Raw genomic sequence first — 19,220 nt, 5'->3', positions numbered from 1 at the left:
TGGCGGTAGATGAGGTCATCATTAGTCACGGCGGCTCCCTCCTGTGGACGTCAAGCACCCAAAGGATGGACCGCCGCTTCTACGCCTGGGAAGCCCCCAGGTGTCTACAGATCTTGTGAGCCGTTCAGGCTAGCAAGGATGTTGCGCGCCCGGTGACGCGCTAGCAAGGGGACGAGTCCGACAAGGTAGCGGGTTGAGGCGGCCCGACGTAGGCTCGTAATGGATTTGCCGTTGAAGAACATCCAGGATTGCTCGCCTGAACTGCCGGCGCCGCTAGCACTACCGCCGGAGGCGCTCTCCATCCTCCGACCGGACGGAACCCTCACGCCGGGCTGGGACCCTCCCCTGACGGAGCGGGAGACGCTCTCGGCTCTGCACCTGATGATGCTCTCCCGGGCGCTCGACCACTGGGCGATACGACTCCAGCGCATGGGGAGGCTGGGCACCTACGGGCCCGTTAACGGACAAGAGGCGTCCGTGGTTGGGTCTAGCTGGGCCCTAGAACCGGCGCTCGACTGGCTCGCCCCCGCCTACCGGGAACAGCCGGCGATGCTGCACCATGGGCTGTCGCTCGACAAGTTGCTCGCCGGGTACATGGGGAAGCTCGCCGCGGCACGGATCCCGGACGACGTGCTCATGCTTCCCCGCAACCAGTCAGTCTGCGCTCAGCTTCCCCACGCCGTCGGGTTGGCCTGGGCCCAGAGGCTCCGCAGAACGGGAGCCGCTGTCATGGCATTCATCGGTGAGGGGGCTTCGTCCGAGGGCGACTTCCACGAGTCCTGCAATCTCGCCGGCGTCGTGGGGGCGCCGATCGTGATGGTCGTCCAGAACAATGGCTGGGCGATCTCCACCCCGAGTTCGCGCCAGACGGCCGGAGTGCTCTGGGCCCGGGCCACCGGCTACGGGTTTCCGGGCTGTCTCGTTGATGGCAACGACCTCTTCGCCGTCTATGCGACGGCGCGTGACGCAGTCCGTCGAGCCCGTGGCGGCGAGGGACCGACGTTGATCGAGAGCCGCACCTACCGCATGGGGTTCCACAACACAACCGACAACCCGGCGGCCTATCGCAATTCGGCTGACGTGGCCGCCGCTGCAACCGCCGACCCGATCCTTCGGGTGCAGCGCTACCTGACCACGCTGGGCAAGTGGGACCCCGACGTGCAGCGGAAATGGTCGGAGGAGCTCGATAGGGAGATTCGGACGGCGATCGAGCAGGCTCGGACCTACCCTGCTCCTCGGCCGGAGGAACTGTTCGAGCACGTCTACGCCGATCCGCCAGGTCGTGTTCGAGAACAGCGTCAGGCGCTCCTCGATTCGGTCGAGCGGGGCCAATCCTAGCATCGTGCGTAGATACCTAGAAGGCGATCGTTAGGCGCACACCGTCCATGACCCGTGCCACGGAGGGGAGGAAATGGCTCTCCAGGGCACCCGGCGGGTAAGGGGTGTCCCAGGCGGCCACTCTGTGCACCGGGGCGTCGAGCAACTGGAAGGCCTCCTGCTGGAGGGTCGCCACAATTTCGGCGCCGAAGCCGGCGGTGATCGGCGCCTCGTGCACTACCACCGCGCGGCCGACCTTGGAGACGGCGCTCACAAGGCCCTCGACGTCAAGTGGAACTAGGGTGCGGAGGTCGAGCACCGCGGCGCTAATCCCTTCCGCCTGGAGCTGCTCGGCGGCGCGGAGACTGAGCTCGACCGCCGCGCTCCAGGCGACCAGTACAACATCGGTTCCCTCTCGCACAAGTCGCGATCGCCCAAAGGGAATGTCGTAGTCGTCCTCCGGTACCTCCATCTTCTCGGAGCGGTAAAGCCGCTGCGGCTCGAGAAAGAGCACCGGATCGGGGTCCCGGATCGCCTTCAGGAGGAGACCCTTAGCGTCGTAGGGGTTGGCGGGGCACACGATCTTGATGCCGGGCTGTTGAGCGAACTGGGCCTCGATGGCGTCAGGATGGAACTCGGGCGTGCGCACGCCGCCGCCAAATGGGGCGCGGATAGTTACCGGACAGCTGAATCGGCCCCGGCTGCGGTAGCGGTAGCGGCCCAGTTGAGGTCCGATCTGGTGCATCGCCTGGTGGGTGAAGCCAAGAAACTGAATCTCCGGAACCGGCACCAGTCCGCCGATCGCCAAGCCAATAGAAGACCCAATGATGGACCCCTCGGCGAGCGGCATGTCGATCACTCGGTCAGGCCCAAATCGGTCCAGCAGCCCGTCAGTCACCCGGAAGACGCCCCCCAGACGGCCTATGTCCAAGCCGAGCAAGACGATGCGCTCATCGCGCAACATCTCGGCCGCCAGCGCCGATCGGAGCGCCTCCACCATGGTCAACTCCGGCACGGCTGCTCCATTATGGTCCACAGGTCATACGTGTCCTTCATTGAGGCACCCGTTCTCTCATTGGTCAACCACCACGCCAGCCGTTCCTGCGGTGCCATAGCATGGTGGCGTGGACCCAACCTAGGTGACTACAGAAGTGCCCACTACAAAGGCCTCGACGGTATTTATCGCAACGTGTGACATGTCTGCGCAAACCCGTGGCCGCAGCGTGCCCATGTCAGATCAGGAGCACGTGCTGCAGGTGGGGACGGGCTGGGTACCGGCGGACCTCGCGATCAATGCTTTCGGACTCATCTCACCTGATAATATATTTGGGTCGGTTGGGGATCTTCGCTTGCTCCCGGATCGGAATTCCGTGGTCGACATCCCTTCCGACTCGGCGATTCCTGGCGTCCGCGTTTATCTGGCGGACCAGGTTCTGCCAGACGGCTCACCATGGAACTGCTGCCCCAGAACATTCCTCCGCCAGGCCCTGAGGGACCTGCGGGAACAGACCGGTCTCCAACTCGCGGCTTCGTTCGAGCATGAGTTCATGGTGCGTGATTCGCCATTGACAGCCCCATTCTCGTTTGCTCGATTCCGGTCTGGCGAGCCATTTGGTACCGATTTTGTCCAATTGCTTGACGGCACCGGATTGAATCCCGACAGCTGGCTTCCCGAGTACGGCGCCGGTCAGTACGAAGTGACCCTAGGTGCGGCCAACGGACTCATCGCCGCTGACCGGGCGATTCTGTTGCGGGAGCTGGTCCGTGACCTTGCCCGTCGCCGCGGACTCCGTGTGACGTTCGCGCCGCTTCTTGAGCCTGGTGGCGTGGGAAATGGAGTCCATGTGCACCTTTTCTTGCGGGATGCGGAGGGAGGCCCGGCTTTCTGGGATCCGGGTCGCCCGGGGCGCTTGTCAAGGCTTGGTGCCCGCTTCGCCGCCGGCATTCTTCAACATGCTGCCGCGCTTACCGCTGTAACTGCTCCCAGCGTCGCCTCGTTCCTGCGACTTGTACCACATCGATGGAGCGCAGGGGGTATTTTCCTCGCCGATCGCAACCGAGAGGCCTTGCTGCGGATCTGTCCGTTAGTCTCCCTTGGAGGGCGGGATCCAGCTGGCCAACTTCGACTTGAGTACCGTGGGTGCGACGCGACCGCCAACCCGTGGCTCGTGCTCGGGATTCTCGTTCGAGCGGCTCTCGAGGGCATTCGCCACGATTACACCGAACCCGTCGTATTCTCTGAGGCGGCGACGGATGTGGATCTCGCTAGCGTCCCAGCTCTGCCGAAATCGCTCGAAGAGGCGCTGGCGGCGTTAGAAGCCGACGCAACGGTGCGCTCGTGGTTCCACCCGGATCTTCTGGCAACGCACCTGTCCGTCAAGCGAAGCGAGCTAGCGACTGTTGCGCATTTGGATGAAGCGGGGCGCTGTCATGCGATCGCCGATGTCTACTGAAGCTTCAGTTGTCTCGGACCTAGAAACAGTCATCAACAATTTGCAGTTGGTGGATCATCATGTCCACGGCGCCTTGGCGGCGGACGTGCGGCGCGAGGACTTCGAGCAATTGATTACCGGGTCGGACCGTCCACTGCCCGACTGGATGACCCAATTCGACTCTCAAGTCGGCTTAGCAATTCGGCGCTGGTGTGCTCCGATACTCGGTCTAGAGCCGCATGATTCACCGGAGGGCTACCTCGCTCGCCGCACCGAGCTAGGCGCTGAGGAGGTCAATCGTAGATTCCTGCGCGGTGCCGGAATCGGCCGTTTCCTGGTCGAGACAGGGTATCAGAGCGAGCTCGTCCTTGATCTTGAGGCCATGGCGTCGGCTTCGGGCCATCCGACGGACGAGGTGGTCAGGCTTGAGGCTGTTGCCGACGCAGTCGCTCAGTCTGGCGTAGAAGCTGCCTCGTTTGCCGAACGATTCAAAGAGGTGTTGTGGGCGCGCAGTAAAGACGCCGTGGGCCTGAAGAGCATCGTCGCCTACCGGTATGGGCTTGACTTCAACGCCGACCGGCCAAGCCAAGAGGAGGTTGAGTCTGCCGCTGGACGCTGGCTCCGCGACATCGAGGTGACCGGACTGGCCCGTGTCAAGGACCCTGTGTTGCTGCGTTATTTGATTTGGACTGGTGTGGACAGGGGGCTGCCATTACAGTTCCACGTTGGGTACGGGGACCCTGACGTGGAACTCCATCGGTGTGACCCACTCCTAATGACCAAATTCATAAAGCAGGTCGCGCCCTACGGCGTCCCTATAATGCTCCTGCACTGCTATCCTTATCACCGGCACGCGGGATACCTGGCACAAGTCTTTCCCAACGTCTATTTCGACGTCGGGCTCGCCATCAATTACCTCGGCGCTGCCGCCATAGCTGTTCTAGCTGAATCCCTAGAACTGGCGCCCTTCGGCAAGCTGCTCTTTTCTACTGACGCGTGGGGCCCGGCGGAGCTGCACTATCTCGGCGCGTTGCTGTGGCGACGGGGAATCTACCGAGTGCTTCAGAAATGGGTGGACGCAGGTGAATGGAGCCAGTCGGAGGCTTCTCGCATCGCTGGGATGATTGGGGCAGAAAATGCGCGACGGGTTTACGAGCTCAGCTGACAACGCCCAATGACCGACATGAACGGGAGAATGCTTGCTCAGCTTCAAGCTGAGGTGGGTGCTGAAGTGGCCTCCATGACTGCCCTGCGGCGACGCCTCCATCACGATCCCCGTCTCTCGAGTTGTGAGGAGACGACGCTAGTGACCGTGCTCGAACACTTGCCGCCCGGCGCTTCCCGGCAACGAGTCGGTGAGACGGGCGCGGTGGTTCGCATCGGTCATGGGGGGCCGTCTGTGGCAGTCCGGGCCGAACTCGACGCACTCCCTGTCCAGGAGCGAACCGGCGTCGACTGGGCGTCCACGAATGGGGCGATGCACGCTTGCGGCCATGACGTTCATCTGGCAAGCCTTGTCGCCCTGGCTCGAGCCGTCAACCGCGTTGCCGCGGCCGCCCCGCTTCTCGCAATCCTCCAGCCTCGTGAGGAGACCTACCCATCGGGCGCCGAGGAGATCGTTGACGCCGGCGTGCTGACAGGCCACCAAGTCGCCGCGATCGTGGGTGCACATGTGCACCCGCTCGTCAAAGAAGGAGAGGTCGCCTGCAGCGAAGGACCAATTAACGCCGCTTCGGACGAGTTTCAGATAGAGATGCACGGCGCTGGGGGGCACGCCGCATATCCGAATCTCACGCCTGACCCCGTTTTGGCCATCGCGCAGTTCACGCTGAGCGTGCAGCAGCTGGTGAGTCGCAATGTGGATCCAATGATTCCGGCCGTCGTGACCGTCGGCGCCATTCACTCAGGCGAGGCATCGAATGCCACTCCCCCCAACGCCGTTGCTCGAGGCATTATCCGGTCGATGTCAGAGGATCAGCGGAGGATGTTGCATCAGCGACTACGCGCTGTCGCGGAGGGAACCGCGCTCACTCATGGATGTGGAGTAGATTTGAAGATCGTTCACGGTGAGCCGGTACTGGAGAATCACCCCAGACTCGTTCGGGCAACTCGATCGCGTCTTGAGACCTTGGGTCTGCGATTGGCTCCAGCGCTGAGGTCATGCGGCTCAGATGACTTTGCTTTCTTCAGTGCGGTGGCGCCGGCAATGATGATGTTTGTGGGCTGCGGGCGCGAGAACGGCAGCCATCCTCTACACAGTCCTATGTTTCTTCCGGATGATGATGCCGTGCGCCACGTCGCTATGGCAATGCTGGCCGGCTATCTTGCCGGGACCGCCCTATTGGGCAATTAGCACAACCGAGTGATCGCCACTCTCGCACATGCGTCTTGTTTGAGGAATGTGCACCACGTGAACGCGGCCGCTCACGTGATCCAGTTGCAAGGTAGGGGAAAAGCCGCGCTCTAGATTCCACGCCTGGGCAATGGTTTGGCAGCTAAGTACTTTATCTTTGCATGCTTCACTGGCTCAAGCGCCGACCGCCTTGCGAGGCGTACGCGGCAACGAGGGCACCGCCATTCTGCTCGGCCAATGCCTGACGGAACATAGACACAATTGCTGCGAGGCTGTCATTACATCACCCTGCTAAGCTTCAGTCGATGCACATTAGGCAGGCGCGCGGCAGGGCGGAAGCCATGCGGGACTTGAACATCTTCATCTCGATGACGGACGAGGATGGGGACGGCGAGGTGGTGGCGGTCAAGGATCTGGTCGACGTGCGTGGAACACCGACCCTCGGTGGTGGCGGACTTCTCCCTAGTCAACCAAAGGAGGATGACGCACCATTGATTGCGAACCTCCGCAGGCATGGGTGCGTTGTGATCGGAAAGACGAATCTTCACGAATGGGCATTCGGTTCAACCAATATCAACCACCGCTTTGGGACTGTGCGCAATCCCAGGGATCCGGTCCGCATCGCGGGTGGCTCTTCGGGCGGCTCCGCCGCCGCAGTCGCCGCCGGGGTCTGTGATTGGGCGGTTGGCACTGACACTGGCGGATCGGTGCGTATTCCTGCCGGTCTCTGCGGGGTGGTCGGATTCAAGCCGACCTATGGAACTGTGGACACCAGCGGAGTGGTACCCCTCAGCCACTCACTTGATACCGTTGGCTCCCTCGCCAACGACGTAGCGACAGCTAGTCGTGCGGTCGCCATGATGGCCGGAACAGACGACTGGGGCGCTGTACCGGCATTGACACAAGCGCGCTTACGCTTGGCGGTGCCGGGACTCTGGGTGCAGGATCTGGATACAGGGACGCAGCGAGCCTGGGACGTGATTTCTCACGGGCTCCCCCAGATCGAGTTCCCGGTACTGCACGCTATGCAGAAGGCCTGCCTGGATATCATGTATCCGGAAGCCGCCGCATTTCACCGAGAATGGATACGCACCCGGCCTCAGGACTACTCCGCGGACGTACTGAGCCGTCTCCACACTGCATTCGGTGTATCGGGAGCAGACTATATCGACGCCCTCACCAACCGCCGCCGCATGCAAGCTGAGGTCGCGCGGGCGATGCGCGGACTTGACGCAATCCTTCTGCCAACCTGCGCTTCGGTGGCCCCGCTTATCAGTGACAGTGTCGACACAGCGCCGCTGGTCCGCTTCGGGCGGCCATTCAATCTGACCGGTCAACCGGTGTTCACTCTACCTGCTCCGGTCGATGGACTCCCCGTTGGGATTCAGGTTATCGGCCATCTTGGCCGCGACATCGAGTTGAGTGCGGTTGCAGCTGCACTCGAGCAGATCTGGCGCAGCTATTGAACTTTAGATGCTGAGGAGAAAGAGCCGACGGGGAGCAGCGTCCGTGTATCCCTTGTCTTGGTTAACCCGAGAGTACTTAGAAGGTGGTGCGGACCTAGGGAGGGGCTAGCCGGCCTCCATGACTCCGCCAGCACGCCCCGCAGCATGGAACCGCGGGGGAATCGACTGCAAGATGACGGCGAAATCGTGTGCTGGCGTCCATCAATCGGCCGCCGTCCTGAGCAGAGCGATCACAAAATCAATCTGGCACGTTCTCGGCGACGTCTAGTGCAGCAACCAGTGCTGCGCCAAAGTGCGGTGCGAACCCTGTTAGCAGTGAGTCTCAGCTATCAGGTTGTCAACGGTTTTCGCAATTTCGCCCGGGTCGCGCTCGAGGATCACAGCCGCCCATTCGGCTGCCTCATACGCCAAGCACCACCTTTAGAGCTTTGGTAGGTTTATCCTTTACGGCGGTCGGCTTTCGTGATTGGCGAGAGCAATCCCGTCACGGTGGCCTTGGGACGCAATCTAGGATCTAGGGCATACGGCGGAGGCATGTTCCGCGATCCGCTCCCCCTCTTCGTCGATATCGGCAGCTCCTTCAGCACTCGACTTTTTGGTAGGATCGCGGACCGGACAGTAAGGAAGGGTGAAGCGACTCATAGTTACCGGAGGCAGCGGGAAGATAGGCGGCTGGATCCTCAAGGAGCTGTGCGATCGCGGCTACGGGGTCCTCAACGTCGACCTCAGGCCGGCGCAGGAGCAGCGCTGCCGTACCCTCGTCACCGACCTAACCGACGCTGGGCAAGCCTACGCCGCTCTCTGCTCCTACACCGGTATCGATGAGCTTCAGCCCTCGCTGAGGCCCCAGCCCGTGGATGCGGTAGTCCACTTCGCGGCGATTCCGCGCATCCTGCTGGTGCCCGACAGTGAGGTTTTCAGAATCAACGTTCTAAGCACTTATCACGTGTTCGAGGCGGCGAGCCGGCTTGGCATCCGGAAGGTTATCTTCGCCTCAAGTGAGGGTACGTACGGCGTTGTGTTCGCTGAGGAACACCTCGATCCGCGCTACTTTCCTGTGGACGAGGACCATCCGACGTTGCCCATGGACGCCTACGGGCTGTCCAAACTGGTCAATGAGCAGACAGCCGCAGCGTTTCATGCTCGAACGGGAGGTGACTTCTACGCGCTCCGGATTGGGGACGTAATGGCGCCGGCCGACTACGCGAAATTCCCTGTCTGGACGACCAATGCGGAGGCGCGTAAACGAGAGCTGTGGGCCTACGTCGACGTCCGGGACGTGGCCCAGGCGGTCTGCCTTGGGCTCGAGCGAGACCAACTTGGCTTTCAGGTGTTCAACGTCTTCGCTGGGGAGAGCGCCCACGAGCGGCCCATCACCGAATTGGCGGCCCAGTTTTACCCCAAGGTTCCTATCCGAGGTCACCTTGGCGACCATGAATCTTTGGTTAGCAACCAGAAGCTGCGCGATATCCTGGGCTTCGAGCAGCGCCACCGCTGGAGGGACCAGGTCCCCAGCTGAATGCTCGGTTCAGCCGAGGCCCAGCCCCAACGGACTCCAGACCGCCTGGGGCATCCATGCGACCCGCGGTCCGAGGACTAGGCGGGGAATCATGCGGACTTCCTCGAAACCCTGACTCGACAACAACTCGCGGGCTATCGCGTTCTCCGTGGTCGGGTAAACCCAGACTTCGTCGCCCAGAGCGGACAGCGAACGGAGCGCCCGCAGCACCGCCTGCGCCTCCGCGTCGACGGTCTCCGGAAGCTGAGTGGCCAGGCAACCTCCCCAGGGTGTCGGCACCACGATGCCAGCCGGACGAGAACGGCCGGGAAGCACCCAGCCCGACATAAACAGAGGGCGCAGCGCGCCGGACCGATCCTCACCCGCCACGCGGGCATCCATCGACAGCACGCCATCAAGATCCACCGGCAGCAGCGGACGAAGGGGCGCCATCGGGACCGCGCGCGGGAGGGTCGTCCCGCGGTATTCGTGATAGTGCGTCTCCACCTCGAATCCGAGGCGGTCGTAGACAGGCCGGCCCAACGCCGTCGCAATGAGCTGGATCGTGCCGCATCCCTCTCCCCGCAGCAGCTGGATAGCGTGTTCGGTCAGCTCCTTGCCCAGGCCGCGACCCCGCAGTTCCGGGCTCACGAAGACATGGCCGAGCCAGCCGCTGCTGCCCCAGCTTGTGCTTACAGCGGTCCCAAGCACTCGCCCCGTTTCATCTTCCGCGACCATGGGATGGCAATTCGGCTGCTGTGCATAGAAGGCGAAGGTGGGGTGAAACTGCCGGTAGGTTCCCCACCCGCCCTCTACCAGGCAGGCTGTCGCCGATTGGACACCGGCCGCAGTTCTCGGCATTGGGCAAATCCGCATTCCCTGCAGACGGGTTACCAACCCGGTCGCAGCTCTTAGGACTTCAGCGGCATTGCGATCGGCCGCATCGGGCTGCCGGTGGCACCTCGGATCTTGAGGCAGGCGCCCATGAAGGCGAACTCGTAGATTCCCTCGTGGGACAGATCCTCGAGGTAAGCCATCTCGAGCAGAGGAATTCCGGCTTCCGCCAGCAGATAGGTGTGGACCGGCAACCAGTTCTCCGGATCGGCCGAAGGAGTGTGCTCCACGCCACCGTTGTCGGCCCCGACGTACATGGCTCCCGCCCTGGCCAGGAACTCGGCCCCCTCTCGATTGATACCCGGAGACCTGGGCACGAACCGGCGCTGATCCGGCCAGACGCTCATCCGTCCGGTCCGGATCAGGACCACATCTCCCGGCCGAAGCTCGGTCTTCTGCCGCTTGAGTGCAGCAAGCAGGTCCTTCTCACCGATCGCATGGCTCTCTGGCAGCATCTCGATTCCGGCTGCCGCCGCCGCGTCGATCATGACCCCTCGTGCTATCACCGGGGGCTGCTTGTCGGCGCCTGCGCGGTGCCAATGGCGGCTGCCCAGATGCTCTCTGGTGTTGAAACCGTTGAAGATGCTGCCGTGATAACCGAAGTGAGTGAGCGTGTCTACGTGAGTCCCGCAGTGCGTGTACATCGAGATCGCGTCACCCGTGTAGCTCACCCTTTCGTTCAGCTCTGCGGACAGGGACGTCGGGTTATCGACCACGGTGCCCGCCGGAGTATGTGTCAGCCAGATCTGAAAGCCGGGATCGTTGAAATCGTCCCACAGCGGCATGCCCACGAAGAAGTCCACGGCCAGGTCGAAGGGCTTGCCAGCGTCGGCTTCGCGCATCGCCTGCCGACGCGAGCTCTCGTCCATGAGATTAAGCATCCCGATTTCATCCTCGGGGCCGAAGGGGCTCTTCGAGACCTGATTCAGCGTGGCGTGATAGGCGGCGATCTTCTGCCGCTGATCTTCATTCAAAAGGCTTGGTCCACACATGGCCTCAACTCTCCTCCAAAAGGTGCTTGGTACGCTGCGCTGGACTGAACCGACCGTAGCGGGGATTCATTGATTCGACTCGAGTGCCGTAACGCGAACGGTCATCGCGATCGAGATCTCGTCGGCGTCTGAAGTCGGCAGAGCACCGGTGGTACCGCCATTCTGCTCTCTGAGTCGACCGAGGACGATGCGCGGCTGATGCATGCGAGAGGGCGGAGACTTTCGCCCCTCTGTTGGCAAGTCAGAGGGAGCGGACAACCGACTCGATCCGGTTCATGCCCTCGGCCAACCGCTCCAGCGAGCTGGCATACGAGACTCGGACGTGATCGTCGGAGCCGAAGGGCAGACCGGGCACGACGGCGACTCGGGCGGCCTCCAAGAGGAGGTCGGCAAAGCCTACCGAGCCGCTTGACCGATTGCCACTTGCCATCCGTTCGTAAAGGTCGCTCACACGAGGGAATATGTAGAAGGCGCCCTCTGGAACCGCTTCGATCACAACCCCGGGCATGGCGGAAAGCCGCTGCAGTACGAGCTGGCGTCGGCGGTCGAACTGCTGGCGCATGGACTCCAACGGCGCCTGGTCTCCGTTCAATGCGGCCAGAGCCGCACGCTGACTGATGGAGGAGGCCCCGGAGGTGCACTGACTTTGCAGGTTCGTCATTGCCGCCACGATTTGAGGCTCGGCCGCCGCATAGCCCATGCGCCAACCGGTCATTGCGTAGGCCTTGGAAAAGCCGTTGACGGTGATCGTCAGACGCTGGATCTCCTCGCCGAGCGAGGCGATGCTCACGAACTCGGCGCTGCCGTAGACCAGCTTCTCGTAGATCTCATCGCTGATCACGTACAGGTCCCGCGCCACGCAGAGCGCCGCCAACTCGCGCAGTTCTGCGTCGGTAGCAACGGTACCTACCGGGTTGCTGGGGCTGTTGAGCATCACGACCTTAGTGCGGGAGGTGACCGCCGCCGCGACCGCCTCGGCGCTTAGTCGGTACCCATTGGAACTGGTGTCGACCAGGACGGGAACACCGCCCGCCAGGCTCACGATCTCTGGGTAGCTCACCCAGCAGGGTGAGGGCATGATGACCTCGTCACCAGGGTCGACCAGGACCATCAAGGCGTTGTAGATGGACTGTTTGGCCCCGTTGGAGACCACTATCTGTTCGGGCTGACAGGAGATGCCGTTGTCGCGCAACAGCTTCTCAGCGATGGCAGTCCTGAGCTCTGGGATTCCCGCAACGGGCGTGTACCTGGTGAAGCCGGCCTCGATCGCCTCAAGTCCGCCGCTCCGGGCAGCCGGCATGGTGTCGAAGTCCGGTTCACCCGCGGTAAGGTTGACCACGTCCACCCCTGAGGCCGCGAGCGCCTTCGCTCGGGCATCTGTAGCGATTGTCGCCGATGGACGCAAGAGGCGCGCCCTCTCACTCAGCGTGGATGGCACCTTCAGTCCGAGACCACGAGCGAGCGTCCTCCGTCCATTACCAGGAGCTGGCCGTTCATGAAACTCGCCGCCTCGCTGGCCAGGTAGAGGTAGAGCGACGCGATGTCCTCCGGTCTCCCCACTCTGCCCACGGGACTACCCCTTCCCGCCGCCGCTACGCCCTCCGCGCCCAGCGAATTGATCGGATCAAGGGACTGGGGCGATTCAATGACCCCCGGGGCGACCGCATTAACAGTGATCCCATGCTTCCCAAACTCGATCGCGAGGCTTCTCACCAAGCCGACGATCCCGGCTTTGGCTGCGGTGTAATGGGCGTGCTCAGTCCAGCACTGCACGGTGCCTGCGACCGAGGAGGTTGCCAAGAGTCGCCCGTAGCCCGCCTCCTGCATGTAGGGCAGGGCGGCGCGAAAGCAGCGCCACACGCCGAGCAAGTTCACTTCGACCACCTGGTTCCAGGCCTGATCGGTGAGCTCGAGCGAGGGCACCGTGCGCGCGATGCCGGCGTTCGCAACCACCACGTCGATGCGTCCAAAGCTTTCGATCGCGCTCCGCGCGAAGGCGTCGACCGAGCCGGTCGATGACACGTCCAGCTCACGGACGAGCACCTGGCGCCCAGCCGCTGCCACGCTCGCACGTACCTGCTCCACGTCGTGAGGGTCCCCCGGAAACCAGCCTAGGACCACGTCCGCTCCGGCTCGCGCGAACGTACGGGCGGTGGCTGCGCCGATACCCGAGGCAGCGCCGCTGATCATGGCTACCCGGCCGGTGAGATCACACATGCGGAGCCTCCTTTTCAGAGTGGGGCGTGAGCGGCAGACCCGGCTCCGAGTCCCCCGGCGCCGCTCATAGCATCACATCTCCACCGTTCGGTCCCAATGTCTGGCCGACGTAGTAGCTGGAGTCGTCGGAGGCTAGGAAGACGGCGGTAGGCGCCACCTCGAAGGCCTGTCCGAAGCGACCGATGGGCAGCTCGGAAAGCTTCTTGTCCTTCCACTCGTCGGTCTCCTCGGCCATCATGTCCGTGAGGATTGGACCCGGCGCGATGGCGTTGACGTGCACCCCCTTGGCCGAGACCTCGCGCGCCAGGGCCTTGGTGAACGCGATCACGCCCCCCTTGCTGGCGCTGTAGTGGACCATCTCTGGGCCGCCGATCTGGCCCAGCTGCGAACCGACGTTGATGATCTTCCCGCTGCCGCGCTCGAGCATCTGGGGGAGTACGTATCGAGTGCAGAGAAAGACGCTCCGGAGATTCACACTAATGACCTTGTCCCACTGCTCAGCGGTCATCTCATGGAGAAATACCTGCGAGAAGATCCCGGCGTCGTTAACCAGGATGTCCACCCGACCCAACTCGCCCACCACGCGCTCCACCATCGCCTTAACATCCGCCTCTTGGGAGACGTCGGTCCTGACATACAAAACGCGGCGTCCTCCGGAGCGGAGGGTTCCGAGCAGCTCCCCCACCGCATCCTCCGGCGCGAGGTCCGCGACCGCCACGTCCGCGCCCTCCTTTACGAAGGCTTCGGCAATCGCCCGGCCGATCCCGCGAGCGGCGCCCGTGATGATCGCGGTCTTGTTCACGAGTCTTTCCATGCGCGTGCTGTCCTGCTCTTCAATCCGGCGGTCAGGGGAGTCGCGGGCGCGTGCCTCTCAGTCGGCGGGGCTGGCGGTGCTGCGGTCAGCGGTTCCGGGGGGGCCTGTGACGGCTGGCGCCCATCGGTCGAGGATTTCCTCTGACGGGACAACATCAAAACGGTGACGCATCAGCAGGAGCGAGGCGTCGTGCTGAGCCGGATCGTCGCTGGCGACGCAGTCCTCGGGAACTATGACGTAGTAGTCGTTGAAGAGCCCGTCGCGTGCGGTGGACTCGACACAGCCCTCCGTCGTCACCCCAGTGACGACTATGCTCTTGATCGCGTTGCTGCGAAGCAGCATATCCAGGTTGGTGCCCCAGAACCCGCTCGAGCGGAATTTGCGGACGACCACGTCGCCCGGCTTGGGGCTCAGCTCCGGGATGATCTGCTGGCCTTCACTTCCCTCCATGGTGTACTGGAGCGGCTTGAGCGGTCCGCGAGTGGCGAAGTGTAGGCGCATCGTGAAGCGAAGCTGCGCCGGAGATTCGATCTTGGAGTCCGGCAATCGGGTCATCATGATGTAGATCACCGGAATTCCGGCCGACCTGGCCCCATCGACCAGGCGTACCAGCCTCGGCACCATCGGGGGGTACATCGAGATATCGATCCCCTGCTGCGCGAAGCTGAATCCCGCGCTGCAGAAGTCCCGCTGCATATCGACGACCACCAGCGCTGTGTGCGCTGGATCCACGAGCTCGTCCAGGGTCGAGAAGACCTGCTTCCCGTCGACCTCCACCATCGCTTAGGTGGTGTGAGTATGCGCGGACCGGTCGTCGAACATGCCGCCCTCCTCAGCTTTGGTGATCGGCTCGTCGGCAACCACCGAACCGAAGGCCCCCAGCTTCTCCGGCGCGCGCTGGCGCAGGTAGAAGTAGGCGCCGATCCCCACCACCAAGTACAGTCCGACGATGTACGGCACCAGGTTGTACGGATAAGCCTGACCGGGGGCGACGGTGGACCACAGTGGGTAGATAAGCCCCAGACTGCCGAGGATGGGGGCGATCACGTGAAGGAAGAGGTTCCGGTTGGGCCGGTTACCAAAGTAGCGGATGAGGGCGACGTTGCACAAGATGTAAACGAGGATGACACCAACCGTCCCCACCGCACCGGTGAAACCGTATAAGCCGGTCGGACCGGGGCCGAGCCAGGCGCCACCGGCCAGTCCGCCGATCACGGTCACCGCGGTCAGCACATAGATAGCGATGTAGGGTGAGTGGAACTTGGGGTGAACCTTGCCCAGCGCGGCCGGGAGCGCACCCTCACGGCCCATTGAGAAGAGGACCCGGACTGTCGTGTTCTGGAGCGCGAGGAACGCAGAGAACAGCCCGGCGATGGCGCAGAGGTCGACCAGCTGCTCGAGCCAGGGAGCATCGCGACGAGCCAAGGTTACGAACGGAGTCGCGTCCTTGTTGAAAGCCGCGAGCGACTGTGCGTCGTTCAGGTGGTAGCCGGCGGTGAGGCCGTACATCACGTAGACGTAGAAGATGCCGACAACCACGATTGAGCCGCCGACAGCAAGGGGAATCAGCCGACGCGGGTTGCGCGACTCTTCGCCAAGAACCGCCGCAGCGTCGAACCCGATGAAGGAGAGAATGCCGAAGACGACGCCGAGACCGACGCCCGAGACGCCCCCGGCGGCGGCGGCGGGCGAGAAGGCGGAAAGCGTATTACCGTCACCGGCCTTGGCGATGGCGATCGTGGCGAGCAGGAGGAAGACCAGGACCTCGACAGTCAGCAGCGTGAGGTCGAGCTGGACTGAGGCCTTAACGCTGCGAACCGAGAGCAGCAGCACCGCGGCCATGAAGATGAACGCGAAGATCCACCACGGCAGGTCGGCGTGGAATGTGCTCTTGACGTAGTCCTGGGCGAAGGCCGCGACCGCCCCAAACAGACCGGGGCCGAGCAGCGTGTAAGCGCCGAAAAAGATCCATCCGGTGAAGAAGCCGGCTCCGCCGCCGAGACCCTGTGATGCGTAGGTGTAAAAGGAGCCTGCCGAGGGTAGGACCCGCGCAAACTGGATCACGGTGTTTCCGACGAAGAGGATCACGATCAGCGCTATGAGGAAGGCGAGAGGGAGCGCGGCACCGGTCGAGGGTCCAGCGGCGGGGGCATTCAGGACAACCGCGAGAACGGGGCCCATGACCGCTGCCGACAATGCAATGCAGTTTGGGAGGCTGAGTATATTTTTCTGCAGGCGTGAGCCACTGACGTCAGTCGATATTTCAGCCATTTGCTCCCCTGAGTAATCCGAGTGACGAATTAACCAGGTAAGCATAGTTCATGTGGGAATCATCTGTCAAATTGGCCGGAAGGTCCCTCAATGCGGCCCGATGCTCCTCCCGAGAGATCACACCAATTGGGGCAGCGGAGCGGATGCTGATCAAGGAGCGGACGAGTTCCCCTGCGGACCATGACGCCAGCCGGCGCTCGGACATCCTCCCCATCGAAGGGGTGAACGGCCGGATCCTCCCAGTATCTTTGACCAGGAATGCCAGTGCCATCCCTTGAGGAGCGGGTCGATCGCCTCGAGTCGGAGCGGGAGATCCATGCCCTCCTATACCGCTATGCAGAACTCTGTGACGCGGCCTACGACCCGGATGGCCTGGCCGCCCTGTTCACCGATGATGCGGCGTGGTCATCGCGGACCAAGGACGGCTCGGTTGACTTCGGCCGTTATCAAGGACGCGACGCGATCCGGAGCTTCTTCGCCGGCGTTTCCGACGGCCTCGGGCCGATGACCCTCCACTACCTGCTTTCGCCGCGGGTGGAGATCGGACCCGACCGCGATGTGGCAGCCGGTCACTGCTACCTGTACGCCATCCTCGATCGGCGGCCTGCCGGTGCTCGAGGCGGGTCCTCAGGGCGGGAGCGGATTGTCCTCGCCGGGACCTACCGCCACCGCTTTCGAAGGGTCGGCGGCCGTTGGCTGATTAGCGCGTCCACCTGCGACCTGAGCCTGGAGGCGCCGTTTCCTTCCTAGCCCACAACCGGGCACGTGCTGGCTGGATATCCTTTCGACGAAACCGTCAGCGACCAGCTCGCGAAGAGGGAGCCGAGATGCCGACACAGCTGAACCGACAGTTTTTCGCCAATGACGACATCCCTACTGAGGGGCCACCTCGGGACCTGGTCGGCTACGGGTCGCGCCCGCCAACGATCAAGTGGCCCGAAGGGCACCGCGTCGCCGTCCAGATCGTCGTCAACTATGAGGAGGGCACTGAGAAGTCCTTTGCGATGGGTGACGGCCAGAACGACGGCCTGTGGGAGCTGCAGGTCGATCTTCCAGGCGCGCGGGACCTCGCTTTTGAGTCTTGCTATGAGTACGGTTCCCGAGCGGGGATTTGGCGGCTGTTCCGGGTTTTCGACGGCGCTGGCATACCGGTCACCTTCTTCGGCGTCGCTGCGGCCTTCGAGCGGAATCCGGAGGTGGCGCAGCGACTGGCTCAGCGGGGCGACGAGGTCGCCGGTCACGGGTACCGCTGGACGAACGCCTATGAAATGACGCGGGACGAGGAGCGCGAAGCGATGCGCCGCGCGGTCGCGTCGATCGCCCGGACGACGGGCACGCGGCCGGTCGGCTGGTACTGCAGAGAGATGAGTGTCAATACCAGGGAGCTGCTTGTGGAAGAGGGTGGCTTCGTGTACGACTCGGACTGCTACAACGACGATCTTCCCTATTGGACGAAGGTGCATGGTCGGCCTCACCTAGTCGTGCCCTATGGCCTGGTGGTGAACGATGCGCGCTACGTCCTCTCCCAGGGTTATGGAAGCCCCGAACACTTTCTCGAGTACGCGAAGGCGAACGTCGACTTTCTGCGCCGCGAGAGCGACGGTCTGAACCGCATGATGTCGGTCGGGCTCCATCCACGCTTTAGCGGACAGGCGGCCCGGGCCGACGCGCTGGCCCGCTTCATCGATTACTGCCAGAAGGCGGGCGACGTCTGGATCACACGCCGCATCGACATCGCTCAGATGTTCATCGACCAGTATCCCGCCGAACGGTGGGTCAAAGAAAAGGAGACAGCGTAGTACAGGAGCGCACTGTGCGGACGATCCCCTTCAGAGCGCCGAGTCCGTGGTTCGGCGCTCGCTGGACAGCGTCTTCCGGCGCTCGACGGCGCAGTGGTAAACCGGAAGTACCTGAGCGCCTGATGCTGCCGTGCAGCACTCCTGCCTGGCCCGATGTCGGCCTGATGAAAGGGGCAGGCCCGCGACCCCTGTGCCCGGGGAATCATCTGCTTAGCGCACGAGGTCGTTGGGCAGGAAAGCCGAGACGACCCAGTTGGGCGCGTCTACGACCTCGCTGATCCTTAGATCGACCGCCACCGAGCACAGGGCGTACGCCTCCTCCGGTTCTAGCCGGAACCTCCGAGTAAGGTGCACGATCATGCGCTCGATCGCCTGCCGGGTCGCGGCCATTAGGTCGGGCGCGACACCGGTGGTGGCATGGTATCCGCTCATCCCTGCCTCCGGCCGCTCAAGAGGACGGGTCACATCGAACTCCGGAGCATCCACGTCCATGTCTGGTCGGAGGCTGAGCCGGACGGTCACCATCGCCGGCGATTCGATCGCGGTGCCGCAAACCTCGCCATCACCCTGAGCGGCGTGGGTGTCGCCGATGCCGAGGAGGCCCCCCTCCACCTCGACGGGCAGATAGAGGGTCGCGCCCACACCGAGCTGCTTCACGTCCATGTTTCCGCCGACACGCCGCGGAGGCACGACGCTGTGCACACCGGGCTCGGCCGGGGCCAGCCCGATCACGCCGCAAAATGGCTGAAGGGGAACGCTGATCCCGTCGCCGAAGGCGGCGCGCCCGTCGCCACCGATCTCCCAGAGCTTCAGCCAAGGACTTGCGAACTGGTCGGCGAGAAGTCCAAAGCCGGGAAAGATTGCGGTCCAACCGTGAGCGCTCATGTCCATGCGAAGAATCTCGATCGCCAGTACGTCACCTGGCCGCGCGCCCTCGATGTGGATGGGTCCGCAGGTCGGATTCACCTTGTCGAAATCGATATTGGTGACCGCCTCGATCCCAGCCCCTGCCCCGATCTGCCCTGCCGAGGCATCAGGGACTGCTAAGGTGAGCTCGGCGCCGGACTGCACCGTCACGATCGGCTCCCGCTCGTTCGACCAGTTCAGCTGGGTCCGGCTGATGACGTCGTGGATTGACACCGGGCCGGCTCCTTCTTCGCTCATGCT

17 protein-coding genes are annotated in these 19,220 nt (G+C 63.2%); 8 read left to right on the top strand and 9 right to left on the bottom strand.

Annotated elements, in window-relative coordinates; genetic code table 11:
* The first annotated feature begins 219 nt into the window (after positions 1 to 219).
* Entirely contained in the window at positions 220 to 1,338 is a 1,119-nt protein-coding gene (locus ACR2MZ_RS02275) for a thiamine pyrophosphate-dependent enzyme (RefSeq protein WP_434003456.1), read from the top strand.
* Positions 1,339 to 1,354: 16 nt separating this feature from the next.
* On the opposite strand, the gene ACR2MZ_RS02270 is transcribed toward ACR2MZ_RS02275, so the two are convergent.
* The gene (locus tag ACR2MZ_RS02270; RefSeq protein WP_434003457.1) at positions 1,355 to 2,317 is read right to left on the bottom strand and encodes an alpha-ketoacid dehydrogenase subunit beta; all 963 of its coding nucleotides are present in this window, start codon (positions 2,315 to 2,317) and stop codon (positions 1,355 to 1,357) included.
* Between the two features lie 139 nt (positions 2,318 to 2,456).
* Between ACR2MZ_RS02270 and ACR2MZ_RS02265 the strand changes: the two genes are divergently transcribed.
* The 5 genes from ACR2MZ_RS02265 to ACR2MZ_RS02245 all read left to right on the top strand — a co-directional run bounded on the left by ACR2MZ_RS02265 (position 2,457) and on the right by ACR2MZ_RS02245 (position 9,087).
* The gene (locus ACR2MZ_RS02265; protein ID WP_434003455.1) at positions 2,457 to 3,770 is read left to right on the top strand and encodes a type I glutamate--ammonia ligase; all 1,314 of its coding nucleotides are present in this window, start codon (positions 2,457 to 2,459) and stop codon (positions 3,768 to 3,770) included.
* The gene (locus tag ACR2MZ_RS02260) at positions 3,760 to 4,914 is read left to right on the top strand and encodes an amidohydrolase family protein (RefSeq protein WP_434003454.1); all 1,155 of its coding nucleotides are present in this window, start codon (positions 3,760 to 3,762) and stop codon (positions 4,912 to 4,914) included. Before ACR2MZ_RS02265 ends, ACR2MZ_RS02260 begins: the two co-directional genes overlap by 11 nt.
* A gap of 9 nt (positions 4,915 to 4,923) precedes the next feature.
* A complete protein-coding gene (locus tag ACR2MZ_RS02255) occupies positions 4,924 to 6,102 on the top strand; it encodes a M20 metallopeptidase family protein (RefSeq protein WP_434003453.1) in 1,179 nt (392 codons plus the stop codon).
* A gap of 350 nt (positions 6,103 to 6,452) precedes the next feature.
* Entirely contained in the window at positions 6,453 to 7,568 is a 1,116-nt protein-coding gene (locus ACR2MZ_RS02250; RefSeq protein ID WP_434003452.1) for an amidase, read from the top strand.
* Positions 7,569 to 8,196: 628 nt separating this feature from the next.
* Entirely contained in the window at positions 8,197 to 9,087 is an 891-nt protein-coding gene (locus tag ACR2MZ_RS02245) for an NAD-dependent epimerase/dehydratase family protein (protein ID WP_434003451.1), read from the top strand.
* Between the two features lie 9 nt (positions 9,088 to 9,096).
* Here ACR2MZ_RS02245 and ACR2MZ_RS02240 read toward each other — a convergent pair whose 3' ends face one another.
* The 7 genes from ACR2MZ_RS02240 to ACR2MZ_RS02210 form a co-directional block, all read right to left on the bottom strand.
* Positions 9,097 to 9,927: a GNAT family N-acetyltransferase gene (locus tag ACR2MZ_RS02240; protein ID WP_434003450.1), complete on the bottom strand. Its 831-nt coding sequence runs from the start codon at positions 9,925 to 9,927 to the stop codon at positions 9,097 to 9,099.
* A 50-nt stretch (positions 9,928 to 9,977) separates the two neighbouring features.
* Positions 9,978 to 10,952 carry a cyclase family protein gene (locus ACR2MZ_RS02235; RefSeq protein ID WP_434003449.1) on the bottom strand — a complete coding sequence of 325 codons (975 nt, stop codon included), beginning with the start codon at positions 10,950 to 10,952 and terminating at the stop codon, positions 9,978 to 9,980.
* Between the two features lie 241 nt (positions 10,953 to 11,193).
* Complete coding sequence (locus ACR2MZ_RS02230) at positions 11,194 to 12,390, bottom strand: pyridoxal phosphate-dependent aminotransferase (protein WP_434003448.1); 1,197 nt, start codon at positions 12,388 to 12,390, stop codon at positions 11,194 to 11,196.
* Between the two features lie 2 nt (positions 12,391 to 12,392).
* Positions 12,393 to 13,169, bottom strand: a complete 777-nt coding sequence (locus ACR2MZ_RS02225) for an SDR family NAD(P)-dependent oxidoreductase (RefSeq protein ID WP_434003447.1) — start codon at positions 13,167 to 13,169, stop codon at positions 12,393 to 12,395.
* 64 nt (positions 13,170 to 13,233) lie between these two features.
* Entirely contained in the window at positions 13,234 to 13,983 is a 750-nt protein-coding gene (locus ACR2MZ_RS02220; protein ID WP_434003446.1) for an SDR family NAD(P)-dependent oxidoreductase, read from the bottom strand.
* A gap of 57 nt (positions 13,984 to 14,040) precedes the next feature.
* A complete protein-coding gene (locus tag ACR2MZ_RS02215; protein ID WP_434003445.1) occupies positions 14,041 to 14,763 on the bottom strand; it encodes a cysteine hydrolase family protein in 723 nt (240 codons plus the stop codon).
* A 3-nt stretch (positions 14,764 to 14,766) separates the two neighbouring features.
* Positions 14,767 to 16,179 carry an APC family permease gene (locus ACR2MZ_RS02210; RefSeq protein WP_434003444.1) on the bottom strand — a complete coding sequence of 471 codons (1,413 nt, stop codon included), beginning with the start codon at positions 16,177 to 16,179 and terminating at the stop codon, positions 14,767 to 14,769.
* A gap of 333 nt (positions 16,180 to 16,512) precedes the next feature.
* Between ACR2MZ_RS02210 and ACR2MZ_RS02205 the strand changes: the two genes are divergently transcribed.
* Entirely contained in the window at positions 16,513 to 17,004 is a 492-nt protein-coding gene (locus ACR2MZ_RS02205; protein WP_434003443.1) for a nuclear transport factor 2 family protein, read from the top strand.
* A 77-nt stretch (positions 17,005 to 17,081) separates the two neighbouring features.
* Positions 17,082 to 18,053 (top strand): polysaccharide deacetylase family protein, encoded by a 972-nt coding sequence (locus ACR2MZ_RS02200; protein WP_434003442.1) that lies wholly within the window; start codon positions 17,082 to 17,084, stop codon positions 18,051 to 18,053.
* 210 nt (positions 18,054 to 18,263) lie between these two features.
* Here the strand turns inward: ACR2MZ_RS02200 and ACR2MZ_RS02195 are convergent, their stop codons facing one another.
* A complete protein-coding gene (locus ACR2MZ_RS02195; protein WP_434003441.1) occupies positions 18,264 to 19,217 on the bottom strand; it encodes an acetamidase/formamidase family protein in 954 nt (317 codons plus the stop codon).
* Between the last annotated feature and the right edge of the window lie 3 nt (positions 19,218 to 19,220).

The sequence above is a fragment of the Candidatus Dormiibacter sp. genome (genome assembly GCF_050999135.1).
Classification (GTDB): Bacteria; Chloroflexota; Dormibacteria; order Dormibacterales; family Dormibacteraceae; genus Dormiibacter; species Dormiibacter spiritus.
Note: the sequence above shows the minus strand (reverse complement) of the source record. Positions and strands in the feature narration are given on the sequence as shown.